Origin of the sequence: Psychrobacillus sp. FSL K6-1267 (genome assembly GCF_038003265.1) — a bacterium.
In the GTDB taxonomy this organism is placed as follows: domain Bacteria; phylum Bacillota; class Bacilli; order Bacillales_A; family Planococcaceae; genus Psychrobacillus; species Psychrobacillus faecigallinarum.
The window spans coordinates 2,292,801-2,307,269 of sequence record NZ_JBBOOR010000001.1 but is presented as its reverse complement, the minus strand read 5'-3'; the positions used below and the strand labels follow the sequence as shown (position 1 = coordinate 2,307,269).

The window sequence follows — 14,469 nt, the reverse complement described above, 5'->3', positions numbered from 1 at the left end:
TGAATAGGGGAGGATGTAGGCAATGAAGAAAACCTGGCCAACACATTCTATTCTTGTAATTGCAATTGTGGCAACGTGGATAAAAACGTATACTGTGTACCACACGAGCTTTGATATGAAAATCGAGAATATAATGCAACAATTTATTTTATTTATTAACCCTTTAAGCTTTTTGCTTATCGTTTATGGAATTTCGTTATTTTACAAATCCACGAAGGCCAGAAATAGACATATAGTAGTTGTTAGTGTGATACTTTCAATAGTACTTTATGCAAACGCAGTTTTTTATCGTTTCTTTACAGATTTCATCACCATACCAGTCTTGTTCCAAACAAGTAACTTTGGTGATTTGGGATCTTCAGCTGCAGCAAGTATCTTCTTGACTGATATCTTCTATTTCACTGATGTTGCGATTATTTTAATAGCAATTAAATGGTTAAAAATAGGTGAAAAAAGTAAGGTTATTAAAGCTTCAACTAGAAGAGCGTATTTTGTACTTTCTGCTGCTATTCTATTTTTAAATTTAGGGCTTGCTGAAATTGAAAGACCACAGCTTCTAACAAGAAGCTTTGACCGTGAAATGCTAGTAAAAAACCTTGGTTCATATAACTACCACTTATACGACATCTTTATTCAGTCTAAGTCACACGCACAGCGTGCACTTGCAGATGGAAGTGAATTAGTCGAAGTTAATAACTATGTACGTTCAAACCAAGCAGATCCAAATGAAAAAACGTTTGGTTTAGCTGAGGATAGAAATCTTATTGTTGTTTCGATGGAATCTTTACAATCCTTCGTATTAAATAACGATATGAACGGACATGAGGTAACACCGTTTTTAAATTCTCTAACAAATGATAAGGATACTTTTTACTTCTCCAATTTCTATCATCAAACTGGTTTAGGTAAAACGTCCGATTCAGAATTTTTAGTAGAGAACTCTCTTTATGGTTTAGGCGGAGGAGCAGTATTTTTTACACACGGAGAAAATACATTTCATTCAATGGCTGAACGTTTAAATGACGAAGGTTACTTTACAAATGTTATGCATGCAAACAAAAAAAGCTTTTGGAACCGTGATATGATGTATCAGTCACTTAACATTCAAAAGTTCTATGATGTCATGAGTTATGATGTGAATGATGATAATTCAGTAAACTGGGGTCTTAAGGACATTCCCTTCCTTGAGCAATCTGTCGACTTAATGACAGACATGCCACAACCTTTTTATTCACGTTTAATCACTTTAACTAATCACCATCCTTTTACATTAGATGAAGAAGATATGTTAATACCTGAATATGATTCGAACTCTGGAACACTAAATAGATATTTCCAATCAGTTCGTTATATGGACGAATCCTTAAAAATATTCTTTGATGATTTAAAAGAAAAAGGATTATATGATAATTCTATTATTGTAATGTATGGTGATCATTATGGAATTTCTGAAAATCATAATGCTGCAATGTCACAGTATTTAGGTAAAGAGATTACTCCATATGAATCTGCTAAATTACAAAGTGTACCGATGTTTATCCATATCCCAAATAGTGGAGCTGGAGAAGAGGTGAGTGAAATTTCAGGGCAAATTGATTTGCGACCTACAATCTTACATTTGTTAGGTGTTGAAACGAACAAAGATATGCAACTAGGTGCAGACATTTTTTCTGAAGATCATGAGGAATTTGTTATTAACAGAAATGGTGGATTTATTACTGAGGACTACGTATATGCTGGAAACACTTGTTATGAGAATGGTTCAGGTATAGAGGTAGATGTGGAAAACTGTCAGACGTATATTGACAGAGCTACTCAGGAGCTAGGTTACTCCGATAAAATTATCAATGGAGACTTACTACGATTTTATGATTTAAAAACTGGTAACCTCTTGATTGATGAAACTAAAGAGTCGGCAAAATAGGTTATTTTTAAAAGCACAGACAAAAAAGTCTGTGCTTTTTTATGAAACAAAAGTCTATTTGAAACGTCTAATTTGTAAGGTGAGGGGGGAGATTGTTGAAAAAAATTGTGTTCTTGATTTTTTGTGTAATTCTACTACAAGCGTGTAAAGAAAAAGAGCAGCCATCGGTAGAAACCCCTGATGACGTCTCCCAGCAACAAACCCCAGTTAAAGAAGTACAAAATGAGTCCAATGAAACAAAAATGCCATCAATCCACTTGGAGCGTTCAAAATTTCACAGCGTGGTCGGTTGGTTGTCAGATGATGAAATTTTATTTGTTTTATTAGATAAAGGTCATTGGATATTGAAGTCTTACTCGATATCTAAAGAGGAATGGAAAGAAATTTATAGAACGAACGTCCCAATTATACAAGGGAAAATTCACCCGAACAAGGAAATGATTCTATTACATACTTCTAACAATTCTTCATCTGCAGAGGTGCAATTATTACATAAAAGTGGAGTTGTAGAACAAAGTCTCTCCTTTGAATCAGCAGAGCTTTATATGGATTGGCATCCAACTAACTCTAATTTAATAGTGTTCTCTACGTTTTATGAGGACTGGACTTATAATGCTTTTGTTTATGAAGGGTCTACACAAGAATTGAAAGCTATAGATGTTGAAAATCCTTTTGTTAAATGGTTTGATGAGGAAAATTTAATGGTCTTCGACTGGAGTGGATCGAGCTTAGATGGTAGTTCATTGAAACTTTATTCAACAGCTGATCATGAGATTCAAGATACAAAATGGGAACATATAATAGATGTCCAGAACTTTGGTGAATCGATGTTATATATCCAAGTAGATGAAGAAAAGATGGAATTTAAGTATCACTTAGAAGACAAAAATAGTGGGGAAATGTTTGAATGGGTCTCTCCTGCAGTAAGTAATTATTCAGAATGGGTAATTCCTACAATATCGATAACTTCCCCAAACAGTTTCATTGCTTTTCAATCAAAAAAGGCAGGGAATATGGACGAAACGAACGAAAAAAGTATTATAGCAGGCTACACAGTAAAAGGGGAAGAGTTATTTGGCGATATTAACGAGCGTCCAATAGACTGTTCACCGAGTGGTAAGGTTTGTTTAGGTGGACATGAGAAAGAGCAATGGATTTCATTGAAACCTCTAAAAGAAGCAAAATGGTTAAATATAATCGAATAGAAAAAGCTGCTATACAGTTGTATAGCAGCTTTTTCTTTGCGTTTTAGTGTAAGCTTGGTGGAAATCCTTGGTTTATTATTGTCATAACAGTAAAGAAACCAAAAACTGCAAATGTACCAAAGTTAAATAAAACACTTAGTAAATTTTTCTCTTTGAGAGCTTGGAAAGTGCCTATAATACCTAGCACTGCAACAAGACCAAAAATAACCATTAATAAGTTCATGAAAGACACTCCTTCCGACATATTAAATGAATGTCGCGATTGCATATTCCTCTTCTATTGTAATTGTTATCTCTTCTTTTGTCGAGTAATAAAAGTGGCGAAAGATTGAACAATGGATGCACTTTCGTTTAAAATAGAAGGGAGGTGAATTTATGTTAAATATACGTACATATCCATCGGGTTTTATTCAAACGAATTGCTATATCATTTCTAATGCAAAAAAAGAGTGCTTAATTTTTGATCCTGGTGGAAATGGAGAGCAGCTTGTAAAGGAGTTAAAAAGACTAAATTTAAAGCCGATTGCCATTCTTTTAACCCATGCACATTTTGACCATATTGGAGCTGTAGATGATGTTAGAGAAGTATTCAGTATACCAGTTTATATACATCCTTCAGAAAAATCTTGGTTAATAGATCCAGGAAAGAATGGATCTGCTAAATACGCCGAAATTCCGAATATTTCTGCCAAGGAGGCAGACTTCTATTTAAGTAAAGAGGAGAAAACAAGTATAGGCGATTTTGAATTTTTCATTTCTCACACCCCAGGACATTCACCGGGTAGTTTAACTTTTTACTTTGAGACAGACGAATTTGCTATTGTAGGAGATACGTTATTTCAAAATAGCGTCGGTCGCACCGATCTCCCAGGAGGGAACGAGAAGCAATTGTTACACTCCATACACACAAAGCTATTAACGCTCCCAGAAGCAACTGTAATCTATCCTGGGCACGGACCTGCGTCTACTATCCAGGATGAAATGAACTCCAACCCGTTCTTGAATGGATTTTAATCAAAAGTAAATTTCAACAAGGGTTGTTTAACCCCAAATAAAAAGCGAATTTAAAAAGCAGCCTCCAATATGGAAGCTGCTTTTGGACTTAATTAATGTCCACCTGGTACATGTATGAATGTAGTGTAGTATGTAAAGCCGGCGAAGAAGAACATTAAGTAAGCCCCGAAGATGTACATATACATACGCTCAGATAGGTTTAAGAACCCTAAAAGAAGGAATAACCCCGTATTTGCTAAAAATAGTAAAGAAGCTTCTGACATATCACCTAAATAAAACATAACTGCAAAAATCCCTGTCCAGAAAGCCATTACTTTATACATATTGCCCAATTGTAGTCCCTCCTTTTGCAAAGAATACAAATAATTCTCCTATTCATTATAAATGAAAGTGTTCTTACATGTAAACTGATTATTAAACATCTACATTGGAATAACATAAGTTTGTCACAAATAAGATACATCTTCACCTCATTATAGGACTTCCACATGATATACGCAATTAATACAGTGATTCTGTTTACTTTCTAATTGAACAAAGGTATTTTCAGGGAAAAGAGTATCAAATTGTCCCTTTAGGAAAGATTCATGTAATATACATATAAAATGTGGATATTTATTCAAATAATCCTTATAAGGACAATTAAAGATGGAAAAGGTAATAATTTTTTTATTCTCTTTTTCAGTTACGTTCGGGATATAACCAATCGAATGGGCTGTTTCTTTCATAATTTCTAGTTTATCTTCAAAAGTTAGTGTATCCACTTGTTTATGATTTATCGCTTTGTGACCGTTTTGATAAGCGATATCCTTTGCTTTATCAATAGCTGCATCACCCATAGCATCAACTAATTCCAATAACCATTCAAGTAATAAATGATTCTCCTGTTTGGGAAAGCTTAAGTGGATAGGATCCTCTGCAAGCACATAAACTCGTGCAGGACGACCGCCTTTTTCATTTTTAACAAATTTAGATGTCAGCAGCTTCGCTTCGTTTAGTTTCGTAAGATGTAGTCTAGCAACATTGGGGTGAATCCCGAACTGTTGTGCAATTTGCTGAACGTTCACTTCTTTATTTTCTTTTGTAATATATTGATAGATTGAGTACCTGGTCTCATCAGCAAGGGTACCAGTTAATTTTAATGTGTTGGACAAGTAAATCCCACCTTCCATTAACTATATTATAAGGGAGAAATTAATAATGATAAACTAATATAAAGTAAACAGTTTAATAATTCCTATTTATTTTACAAAATATGATAAAGACGAAGATAGAATAAAGATTATATCATGAAGTATAATTTATTTTCGCTTTAGACAGAAGCTTTCTGTGAGATAACTGATAATCCTCATCGGTTGCTGTCGCACTGCTAGTAGTTCCAATCAAGAAAGTGCAAAACGTTTGTGTATTTAAATACCAGTATTATTTAATTTATCAATTACAAATATTTTCAAAAATCACTTTATTTATTTGGAGAAAGGAAGTATACTATGTTGTACAAGCTTTTGCGGCCAAGCTTGTAACTGGGGAAGGGATAGATAATGCAACAGGAAGAAAATATAGTGGAACAAAAATGCTTTCAGCTATTAAAGAAAGCTCATCAATTTGGTGCTTCAGATTTTCATATGATCCCTAATGAAGAAATCTACACATATTCTTTTAGAAAAAATTCCCAAATGTTTGAGGCAGGTCAGCTCCCATTAAATCTTGGTGAAAAAATCATCTCATACTTCAAATTTTTATCCTCTCTTGATATTAGCGAAAAACGCAAACCACAAAGCGGTTCCTTTCAACACATATTTAACTCCCAAAAGTTTTCATTTCGCGTTTCCACTTTACCATCCGTATACGGAAAGGAAAGCCTTGTCATTCGTCTACAGCAGCATGATAATGCCAAAATTATTCATTCGCTATCCTTGTTCAGGGGTGCCTCTGAACAAATCGTAGAATTAGCAAACAAGCGTCAAGGTATGATCCTTTTTGTTGGACCAACTGGCTCAGGAAAATCCACGACGATGTACTCGTTAACTAAGTATTGCGCAGAAAATATGAATCGGCATGTTATCTCGCTAGAAGATCCAGTAGAAAACAGTCAATCTTATTTACTACAAATTCAAGTGAATGAGCGATCTGGTGTGACATATGCCAAAGGTCTAAAGGCTATTTTAAGGCATTCACCAGATGTAATTATGATAGGAGAAATAAGAGATAAAGATACTGCTAAGGCTGCAATTCAAGCATCTTTAACGGGACATTTAGTAGTGTCCACAATTCATGCAAGGGACGGAATAGGTGCCTTATACAGATTAATGGATTTAGGTATTAGCTTAGATGAGCTGAAACAAACAGTAACTGGAATTGTTACTCAAAGGTTAGTTACAGTAATTAAAACTAATACGCCTGAATTATCAGCTATATTCGAAATTATATCTGGTGATATGTTGGAAGAAGCTCTAACTTCCTTGAGTTATGGCAGTAGCTTTAAAATACCTTTTCCGCTAACTCTTTCTTATCAAATTGAAAGGGGGATAAGGGAAGGTGTTATTAAAAACACTTAAAGCTTATTTTCATAAAAAGGATGAAATTGTACCGGTATCACAGCAAGCCACCTTCCTTAATAGATTGAGCGAATTACTGAAGGAGGGTTATATTTTTCATGAAGCTGTTACGATGCTTTTGCCGTTTCATGTTAAAAATGTAAATGTAGTTCAAATGAAGGTGATGGACATTCAAAAAAGAGGGCAGAGTATAGTAGAGGTATTCAGGATGCTTGGATTTCCTAATCGGTTATTGCTCCCTCTTCATTTAGCATCTCAGCATGGCCATCTTGCAGAGACTACTGAAATTTTAAGTATCAATGCCAAATTTATGGAGCAAGCAAGAAAGCGGTTAAAGAGCCTATTAATGTATCCTCTTTTTTTGTTTGTTGTCATTTTTTTATTGTTTACTGTTTTTCGAATATATTTTCTCCCTAATATGGAATCTTTACTTTCCAAAAATCAACCCCAACCTCAAAGCTCACTTGCGCTTACCAATACGTTATTAAACCTTCCTAACATATTCCTTACACTTTTAATTTTCATGATAGTTTTTATAGTATTGCTATGGTTCATATTTAGAAACAAAAGTGTTGAATTTAAAATAACACTTCTTAAAAAAACACCGATTATCAATAACTGGTATCGTTTACTGTTAACTAGAGTATTTTCGAGAGAAATGGGTGTACTTCTAGAAAGTGGTTTATCTCTTCAAGAATCCTTTGGAGCATTAATTAATCAGAAGGAAAACAAATTACTTCAACATATAGTATCTGAGATGAAGGAAAAGGTGATCTACGGTTCTTCCTTCTCTGAGGGGGCTGTATTAGTAGATAATTTCACAGTAGACTTTCATCAATTTATCGTACATGGGGAGAACAACGGATACTTAGGTAAGGAATTGACTTTATACAGTGATTTTATGAATAAACAAATGGAGGCAAGGCTATCTAGATACCTTAGTATCATCCAACCAGTAATGTTCCTAATAATAGCAGTCTTTATAATAGGTGCTTATCTAGCTATATTACTACCAGTTTATGAAATGATAAATATAATTTAAAGGAGCAAGTTTATGTGGATAATCTTAAAAAATGAGCGGGGCTTTACACTAATAGAAATGATGATTGTATTGCTAATCATATCTGTTTTAATATTAATCTCTATTCCTAACGTTACCAAACATTCTGCCAACATAGATAAAAAAGGATGTGAGGCATTTGTGAAAATGGTAGAAGGCCAAGTACAAGCATATAAAATTGATAAAAATGTGACCCCTACGTTGAATGATTTAAGTGTGGCAGAGTATCTAGGTGAGAACAACAAAAATTGTCCGGGAGGGGAAGAAGTTATTATAGTAGATGGGAAAGTTTCAATAAAGGATTCAGGCAATGGTGGCGGTTAAGTTAAACCAAGATGGTTATACCTTAATAGAGGCTATCTTGATGCTATTGATCGTTATGGTAATTACGTCAGCAGTTATTTATGGAGCAAACGATAAAATAGAGGAATTGGAAGAGAAAAGATTTTTACATCAGTTTCATCTAGATTTACAACAAGCTCAATCGATTGCCATAGGTAATCAACAATTGATCACATTAGCATTTGACGAGAATAGAACTAGTTACTCCGTAAAACAATCGGGAACTATACTACTGGAATGTAGCCTGCCATCTCATATGAGTTTGTCTATAGATAGTTATTTAAAGGGACTACGCTTTCAAACTAATGGTGCTGTCAATCAATTTGGGAAATTTTCATTCCTTACTAAGAAGGGAACTAAAATAGTGACAGTTCATATTGGTTCAGGCAGGGTAAGCTATGAATTGTAAAGGATTTTCTTGGGCAGAAACATTATTGACACTGTTTATAACATTTATGGTGGCTACTATGTTAATACCTCTTCTTACGAAGATGAGTGTGCAGCTAGAGGATAAAAAGAGGAAATACCATTCGGCTGTGGTCATGAATGAAGCTGCCAAAATGTTCATAACTGAAAATATAACAGGTGGATCACGCACCATTGAAAATATTGAATATCAATTTCGTGTAGATTTCAAGCAAATTTGTATTGAGTACAAGGGGGTTCGGGGGGAGAAAGTAAATTGTGTAGATACCTCACAAACAAACTAAGTAACGAAAAAGGTTATACTTTTATTGACGGAATTTTACAGCTTAGTGTGTTTATCATTTTTGCTCAAATATTTGCGCTTATTATGTGGTCGTTATATACAACAGAAAAGAAGGTAGCTGATCCATCCGAAATTGAATGGGCATTATTTATACAATATGTGGAAGCTTATTTGAATGATGTAGAGAATTTTATAGTTCAAAGTGAGCAACCTGGAATTCGTTTTTATAAGCAGGGTATAGAATATGATGTGGAATACTCATCTAATGTCGTAAGAAAACAAATAAATAAACTTGGTCATGAGCCACTTCTATTAAATGTCCAAACATTAAATGTGATCGCTGAAGGACAAAAGATTACATTTTTCGTTACTTTTTTTAATGGACAACAAAAGGAGCATACTTTCTATGTTACGTATTCTACTTGACCAAAAAGGTGCATTATTATTAGCTTCCACTATCCTGCTATCTATAGTTTGTTTTTCGGTTTTAACTATAACTGCAGCATACCAATCCAAATATCGAACATATGATTCGTTGGAAATCCGTCATATTAGTGATACTATCAATAAAATAAGTAATTTTATTGAGCGTGAAAATAATCCTGGTATGTAGTGAGTTGATAAAAAATGTACAAGATTTATTTAGTGGGTTTTATGGGCAGTGGTAAAAGTGCTGTCGGGAGAAGACTGAGCTATCTCTTGAAGATGCCCTATTATGACATGGACAAAGAAATTGTCAAAAGACAGAAAATGTCGATTCCTGAAATATTTGAACAGCATGGAGAGGCCTATTTTCGAAATTTAGAGACCGAATTTTTACTAAATTTTCGAAAAGAATCTTGTATTATTTCCACGGGTGGAGGTGTAGCGACACTCGATAGAAATATTAAAATTATGCGAAACAATGGATTGGTGTTGTTTCTTGATGCTACCTTTGAAGACATTTGGATACGCATAAAGAACGATAAAAATAGACCAATCGTTCAAAGAAGCACGAAGGAAGAATTACAGCTACTTTTCAACACCCGTAGGAGAAGTTACAAAAAGGCTGCCCACATAACGATTCGTACGGAAAACAGGCATCTTCGTCAAATAACAGAATATGCAGGATTTCAAGTAAATCGTCTTAAAGGCGAATGATTCATTGGTTTTATATATTTTCGTTCGGTTTTTAATAAGTTTATCAAAAATGATTGCGCTCTCTTAGGTTCAATGTTAGGATATAGACAAAGCTAGTGTTTTGTCTATATTTAGCGGATGAATATATGGGGAGAGAACGCATCAGCTGCGTCGCCGAAGGAGCAAGTAATTACTATTATGAATCTCTCAGGCAAAAGAACTCGTATAGGACGCAACTCTGGAGAGTGCTTTCGTTATGAACGGAAAGCCACCAAAGGGGAAAGCCATTTATGGTAAACTTTCAGGTGCCAGGACAGAGAACCCTTTTTACGTTAAAGGGGTTTTTCTGTCCTTTTTTGCGATTAAGAAACCATTTAGCTTTTTTTCACTTATGCTTTTTCTACCTATTAAAAGGAGGAATTTAAATTGTCAGAACAGTTAAAACGTACGCCTTTGTTTGATGTCTATTCATCTTACGGAGGGAAAACAATCGATTTTGGTGGCTGGGAGCTACCAGTTCAGTTTTCAAGTATTAAAGAAGAGCACGAGGCAGTACGTACGAAAGCTGGATTATTTGATGTATCCCATATGGGTGAAGTTTTTGTAAAAGGTCCGAACAGTGAAAGCTATTTACAAAGTCTTGTTACCAATGACATTTCAAAATTAGTGAATGGCCAAGCACAGTACAATGTGATGTGCTATAAAGACGGTGGAATTGTCGATGACCTCTTAGTTTATAAACTGGAAGATCAACATTATTTGTTAGTTGTTAATGCTGGTAATATTGAAAAAGACTTTGAGTGGATGAAACAAAATACTATTGATGGTGTTGAGTTGGACAATAGATCAAATGATTATGGCCTGTTAGCTCTGCAAGGTCCTAAAGCACAAGAAATCCTTCAAAAGTTAACTTCTCAGGATTTAACTGAAATTAAATTTTTTAGATTTAAAGATAATATAGACGTTTCTGGCAAACAAGTACTAGTTTCTCGAACTGGCTATACAGGAGAAGACGGGTTTGAAATCTATGCAGCTAGCAATGATATGAAAGATTTATGGAGCAGTATTCTAGAAGCAGGTAAAGAAGAAGGTTTACTACCTTGTGGACTAGGTGCTCGTGATACACTTCGCTTTGAAGCTTGCCTACCATTATATGGCCAAGAGTTGTCGAAGGATATTACTCCTCTTGAAGCAGGGCTTGGCTTTGTTGTGAAGTTAAATAAAGAACAGGATTTTAATGGCAAATCAGTTTTAGTAGAACAAAAAGAAAATGGTGTGCCTAGAAAGAGTATTGGAATTGAAATGATTGATAAAGGAATTCCTCGTACGGGTTATCCAATCTTTGCAAATGATAAGCAAATTGGTTTTGTTACTACGGGAACTCAATCTCCTACTTTGAAAAAGAATATTGGTCTGGTTTTAATTGACGCAACATTTGCAGAAATTGGTCAAGAGGTAGAGGTTGAAATTCGCAACAAGCGACTAAAAGCAGTTACTATACCTACTCCATTTTATAAAAGAGAAAAATAAGCCAAAGAAAGAGGTTGTCCATTGATGAAGCATCGTTATTTACCAATGACTGAACAAGATCAAAAGGAAATGTTACAAGTAATCGGCATTTCTTCTATTGATGAATTGTTTGCTGATATCCCAGAGAAGGTTCGTTTTAAAGGTGAGTATAATATTAAACCTGCAAAGGCAGAATCTGCTCTTTTAAAAGAATTAAGCCAGCTAGCTGCTAAAAATGCAGATAGTAAACAGTACGCTTCTTTCTTAGGTGCCGGAGTATATGATCATTTCAAGCCAATCGTTGTGGATCATGTTATTTCACGTTCTGAATTTTATACAGCTTATACACCATACCAACCAGAGATATCTCAAGGTGAGCTCCAAGCTATTTTTGAGTTTCAAACAATGATTTGCGAATTGACTGGAATGGACCTTGCAAACTCGTCAATGTATGACGGTGGTACAGCTTTAGCTGAAGCAGGTAACCTTGCGGCAGGACACACAAAACGCAAGAAATTAGTTGTTTCTGAGGCAATCCATCCTGAATACATTGATGTAGTTAAAGTCTATGCAAAGGGTCAAAATGTGGATGTGGTTACTGTACCGATGAAAAATGGAGTAACGGACCTAGCTAAGCTAGAAGAAACTGTCGATGAGGATACTGCGGCTGTTATGGTTCAATATCCGAACTTCTTCGGTCAAATTGAAGATCTAACGAAAGTTGAACAAATAACACATGCAAAAAATGCATTGTTTGTTGTTTCTGCTAATCCGCTTGCTTTGGGTGCCTTGACACCTCCAGGTAAATTTGGAGCAGATATTACAGTTGGAGATGCGCAACCTTTTGGTATTGCTGAAGCATTTGGCGGACCGCACTGTGGTTTCTTCGCAGTAACTTCTAAATTAATGCGTAAGGTACCAGGCCGTCTTGTTGGAGAAACAACTGATGAGGAGGGGCGTCGTGGATTTGTATTAACGCTACAAGCTCGCGAACAACATATTCGTCGTGATAAAGCTACTTCCAATATCTGTTCTAACCAAGCCCTTAATGCTCTTGCCGCATCTGTAGCAATGACTGCCCTTGGTAAAAAAGGTGTAAAAGAAATGGCTATTCAAAATATTACTAAGACTCATTATGCGAAGCTAGCATTTGAAAAAGCTGGTTTTGAGGTTCCTTTCCAAGGGGCACATTTTAACGAAATCGTAGTTAAAGTTAATGGCTCAATAGCTGATGCGAATAGTAAGCTTCTTGAAAAAGGAATGATTGGTGGGTTTGATCTTGGCCGCAATTATTCTGATCTAAAAAATCATGTGTTGATCGCAGTAACTGAGCAACGCACAAAAGAAGAAATAGATACACTCGTTCAAGAAATGGGGGCTCTTTATGCATAAGGACAATCAACCACTAATTTTTGAAATAACAAAAGAGGGTAGAGTAGGATATAGTCTTCCTGAATTAGATGTCCCAGAAGTAGATTTATCCGAAATATTACCTGTAGGGATGATGCGTGAAGAAGAGGCACAGCTTCCAGAAGTATCAGAACTTGACCTTATGCGTCACTATACAGCGTTATCTAACCGTAACCATGGAGTGGATACAGGCTTTTATCCACTTGGTTCATGCACGATGAAATACAATCCAAAAATCAATGAATCTGTTGCACGCTTCCCAGGATTTGCGAACATACACCCACTTCAAGATGAATCAACAGTGCAAGGTGCAATGGAAATGTTGTATGATCTACAGCAATCTCTAGTAGAAATCACAGGTATGGATGAAGTTACACTACAACCTGCTGCAGGAGCCCACGGTGAATGGACCGCTCTTATGATGATTCGTGCATTCCACGAATCAAATGGTGATACACAGCGGACAAAAGTAATTGTGCCTGACTCTGCACATGGTACAAATCCAGCTTCTGCTACTGTAGCAGGATTTGAGACAATCACAGTTAAGTCAAACGAAGATGGTTTAGTAGATTTAGAGGATCTTCGTCGTGTGGTAGGTCCAGATACTGCCGCCCTAATGCTTACTAACCCTAATACACTAGGATTATTTGAGGAACACATTTTAGAGCTAGCTGAAATTATCCATGGTGTAGGCGGTAAGCTTTACTATGATGGTGCAAACTTAAATGCTGTTATGTCTAAAGCACGTCCAGGAGACATGGGCTTTGACTGCGTGCATTTAAACTTGCACAAAACATTTACAGGTCCTCATGGCGGTGGTGGTCCAGGTTCTGGACCAGTAGGAGTGAAAGCAGATTTAATTCCTTTCCTTCCAAGCCCAGTTCTAGTTAAAGAGGACAACAAATACACATTTGATTACAATCGTCCACAAACAATTGGCCGTGTTAAGCCGTTCTATGGTAACTTCGGTATCAATGTTCGTGCATACACTTATATTCGTTCTATGGGTCCAGATGGTCTAAAAGCAGTAACAGAATATGCAGTATTAAATGCTAACTATATGATGAGACGTTTGGAAGCTTATTACGACCTTCCTTATAACCGCCATTGTAAGCATGAATTCGTCTTAAGTGGCCGTCGCCAGAAGAAATTAGGAGTTCGTACATTAGATATGGCTAAGCGTCTGCTTGACTTCGGATATCATCCACCAACAATCTACTTCCCATTGAATGTAGAGGAAGGCATGATGATCGAGCCAACTGAAACTGAATCGAAAGAAACATTAGATGCATTTTGCGACGCTATGATTCAAATAGCTAAAGAAGTGGAAGAAAATCCAGAAATCGTTCAAAATGCACCACATACGACGGTAATCAATCGTTTAGACGAAACAAAGGCAGCTCGTAAACCTGTTTTAAGATACACAAAATCATAATTATCAAGTGCGATCCTAAGGGGTCGCACTTTTTTTATAGGAGTATTGCTTAAAATGACTATACGAATAGTTGTAATCTAGTAATTATATGTGGAGATGAGATGCATGAAAATAATAAGGTTACCTTATTGCATATGTGAAGTTAAGGGCATAATAGAAAAAGTCGAAGAAGGGGGGGAATAAC

At 35.7% G+C, this 14,469-nt stretch carries 17 protein-coding genes and 1 riboswitch; of the genes, 14 read left to right on the top strand and 3 right to left on the bottom strand.

The genetic code is table 11. The features are described from left to right. The first annotated feature begins 22 nt into the window (after nucleotides 1-22). Both MHB55_RS11645 and MHB55_RS11640 read left to right on the top strand, forming a co-directional pair. On the top strand, nucleotides 23-1,924 hold the full coding sequence (locus MHB55_RS11645) for an LTA synthase family protein (RefSeq protein ID WP_144535953.1): 1,902 nt from the start codon (nucleotides 23-25) through the stop codon (nucleotides 1,922-1,924). Between the two features lie 95 nt (nucleotides 1,925-2,019). Next, a complete protein-coding gene (locus MHB55_RS11640; protein ID WP_340863268.1) occupies nucleotides 2,020-3,129 on the top strand; it encodes a YqgU-like beta propeller domain-containing protein in 1,110 nt (369 codons plus the stop codon). Nucleotides 3,130-3,172: 43 nt separating this feature from the next. Here the strand turns inward: MHB55_RS11640 and MHB55_RS11635 are convergent, their stop codons facing one another. Further along, complete coding sequence (locus MHB55_RS11635; protein ID WP_144535957.1) at nucleotides 3,173-3,352, bottom strand: DUF2759 domain-containing protein; 180 nt, start codon at nucleotides 3,350-3,352, stop codon at nucleotides 3,173-3,175. Nucleotides 3,353-3,504: 152 nt separating this feature from the next. Here MHB55_RS11635 and MHB55_RS11630 point away from each other — a divergent pair, with 152 nt between their 5' ends. Then, complete coding sequence (locus MHB55_RS11630) at nucleotides 3,505-4,143, top strand: MBL fold metallo-hydrolase (protein ID WP_340863267.1); 639 nt, start codon at nucleotides 3,505-3,507, stop codon at nucleotides 4,141-4,143. 92 nt (nucleotides 4,144-4,235) lie between these two features. On the opposite strand, the gene MHB55_RS11625 is transcribed toward MHB55_RS11630, so the two are convergent. Next, nucleotides 4,236-4,475 carry a DUF2626 family protein gene (locus MHB55_RS11625; RefSeq protein WP_144535961.1) on the bottom strand — a complete coding sequence of 80 codons (240 nt, stop codon included), beginning with the start codon at nucleotides 4,473-4,475 and terminating at the stop codon, nucleotides 4,236-4,238. Between the two features lie 141 nt (nucleotides 4,476-4,616). After that, a complete protein-coding gene (locus MHB55_RS11620) occupies nucleotides 4,617-5,297 on the bottom strand; it encodes a helix-turn-helix domain-containing protein (protein WP_186318051.1) in 681 nt (226 codons plus the stop codon). Between the two features lie 387 nt (nucleotides 5,298-5,684). Between MHB55_RS11620 and comGA the strand changes: the two genes are divergently transcribed. The 11 genes from comGA to gcvPB all read left to right on the top strand — a co-directional run bounded on the left by comGA (nucleotide 5,685) and on the right by gcvPB (nucleotide 14,285). Further along, nucleotides 5,685-6,701 (top strand): competence type IV pilus ATPase ComGA, encoded by a 1,017-nt coding sequence (gene comGA, locus MHB55_RS11615; protein WP_144535965.1) that lies wholly within the window; start codon nucleotides 5,685-5,687, stop codon nucleotides 6,699-6,701. Beyond that, the gene (comGB, locus tag MHB55_RS11610) at nucleotides 6,682-7,743 is read left to right on the top strand and encodes a competence type IV pilus assembly protein ComGB (RefSeq protein WP_340844494.1); all 1,062 of its coding nucleotides are present in this window, start codon (nucleotides 6,682-6,684) and stop codon (nucleotides 7,741-7,743) included. The genes comGA and comGB overlap by 20 nt, the downstream gene beginning before the upstream one ends. Nucleotides 7,744-7,755: 12 nt before the next feature. After that, entirely contained in the window at nucleotides 7,756-8,085 is a 330-nt protein-coding gene (comGC, locus tag MHB55_RS11605; protein WP_144535969.1) for a competence type IV pilus major pilin ComGC, read from the top strand. Beyond that, nucleotides 8,072-8,512, top strand: coding sequence for a competence type IV pilus minor pilin ComGD (gene comGD / locus MHB55_RS11600; RefSeq protein WP_144535971.1), 441 nt, complete (start codon nucleotides 8,072-8,074; stop codon nucleotides 8,510-8,512). Before comGC ends, comGD begins: the two co-directional genes overlap by 14 nt. Further along, on the top strand, nucleotides 8,502-8,813 hold the full coding sequence (locus MHB55_RS11595; protein ID WP_191696870.1) for a hypothetical protein: 312 nt from the start codon (nucleotides 8,502-8,504) through the stop codon (nucleotides 8,811-8,813). The genes comGD and MHB55_RS11595 overlap by 11 nt, the downstream gene beginning before the upstream one ends. Next, entirely contained in the window at nucleotides 8,786-9,238 is a 453-nt protein-coding gene (comGF, locus tag MHB55_RS11590) for a competence type IV pilus minor pilin ComGF (RefSeq protein ID WP_191696871.1), read from the top strand. The genes MHB55_RS11595 and comGF overlap by 28 nt, the downstream gene beginning before the upstream one ends. Then, nucleotides 9,219-9,425, top strand: coding sequence for a hypothetical protein (locus MHB55_RS11585; RefSeq protein WP_144535977.1), 207 nt, complete (start codon nucleotides 9,219-9,221; stop codon nucleotides 9,423-9,425). The genes comGF and MHB55_RS11585 overlap by 20 nt, the downstream gene beginning before the upstream one ends. A 14-nt stretch (nucleotides 9,426-9,439) precedes the next feature. Next, nucleotides 9,440-9,952, top strand: a complete 513-nt coding sequence (locus MHB55_RS11580) for a shikimate kinase (protein WP_144535979.1) — start codon at nucleotides 9,440-9,442, stop codon at nucleotides 9,950-9,952. 117 nt (nucleotides 9,953-10,069) lie between these two features. Continuing rightward, nucleotides 10,070-10,164, top strand: a riboswitch (glycine riboswitch). Nucleotides 10,165-10,357: 193 nt separating this feature from the next. Continuing rightward, nucleotides 10,358-11,461 (top strand): glycine cleavage system aminomethyltransferase GcvT, encoded by a 1,104-nt coding sequence (gene gcvT, locus MHB55_RS11575; protein ID WP_144535981.1) that lies wholly within the window; start codon nucleotides 10,358-10,360, stop codon nucleotides 11,459-11,461. Nucleotides 11,462-11,485: 24 nt separating this feature from the next. Continuing rightward, the gene (gcvPA, locus tag MHB55_RS11570) at nucleotides 11,486-12,832 is read left to right on the top strand and encodes an aminomethyl-transferring glycine dehydrogenase subunit GcvPA (RefSeq protein WP_340863969.1); all 1,347 of its coding nucleotides are present in this window, start codon (nucleotides 11,486-11,488) and stop codon (nucleotides 12,830-12,832) included. Next, nucleotides 12,825-14,285 (top strand): aminomethyl-transferring glycine dehydrogenase subunit GcvPB, encoded by a 1,461-nt coding sequence (gene gcvPB, locus MHB55_RS11565; protein ID WP_144535983.1) that lies wholly within the window; start codon nucleotides 12,825-12,827, stop codon nucleotides 14,283-14,285. Before gcvPA ends, gcvPB begins: the two co-directional genes overlap by 8 nt. Nucleotides 14,286-14,469: the final 184 nt, after the last annotated feature.

Coding starts and splice junctions, on each gene's coding strand:
- MHB55_RS11645 (WP_144535953.1), top strand. CDS start 23: ATGAAGAAAACCTGGCCAACACATTCTATTCTTGTAATTGCAATTGTG.
- MHB55_RS11635 (WP_144535957.1), bottom strand. CDS start 3,352: ATGAACTTATTAATGGTTATTTTTGGTCTTGTTGCAGTGCTAGGTATT.
- MHB55_RS11630 (WP_340863267.1), top strand. CDS start 3,505: ATGTTAAATATACGTACATATCCATCGGGTTTTATTCAAACGAATTGC.
- comGA (WP_144535965.1), top strand. CDS start 5,685: ATGCAACAGGAAGAAAATATAGTGGAACAAAAATGCTTTCAGCTATTA.
- comGC (WP_144535969.1), top strand. CDS start 7,756: ATGTGGATAATCTTAAAAAATGAGCGGGGCTTTACACTAATAGAAATG.
- comGD (WP_144535971.1), top strand. CDS start 8,072: ATGGTGGCGGTTAAGTTAAACCAAGATGGTTATACCTTAATAGAGGCT.
- MHB55_RS11595 (WP_191696870.1), top strand. CDS start 8,502: ATGAATTGTAAAGGATTTTCTTGGGCAGAAACATTATTGACACTGTTT.
- MHB55_RS11585 (WP_144535977.1), top strand. CDS start 9,219: ATGTTACGTATTCTACTTGACCAAAAAGGTGCATTATTATTAGCTTCC.
- MHB55_RS11580 (WP_144535979.1), top strand. CDS start 9,440: ATGTACAAGATTTATTTAGTGGGTTTTATGGGCAGTGGTAAAAGTGCT.
- gcvPA (WP_340863969.1), top strand. CDS start 11,486: ATGAAGCATCGTTATTTACCAATGACTGAACAAGATCAAAAGGAAATG.
- gcvPB (WP_144535983.1), top strand. CDS start 12,825: ATGCATAAGGACAATCAACCACTAATTTTTGAAATAACAAAAGAGGGT.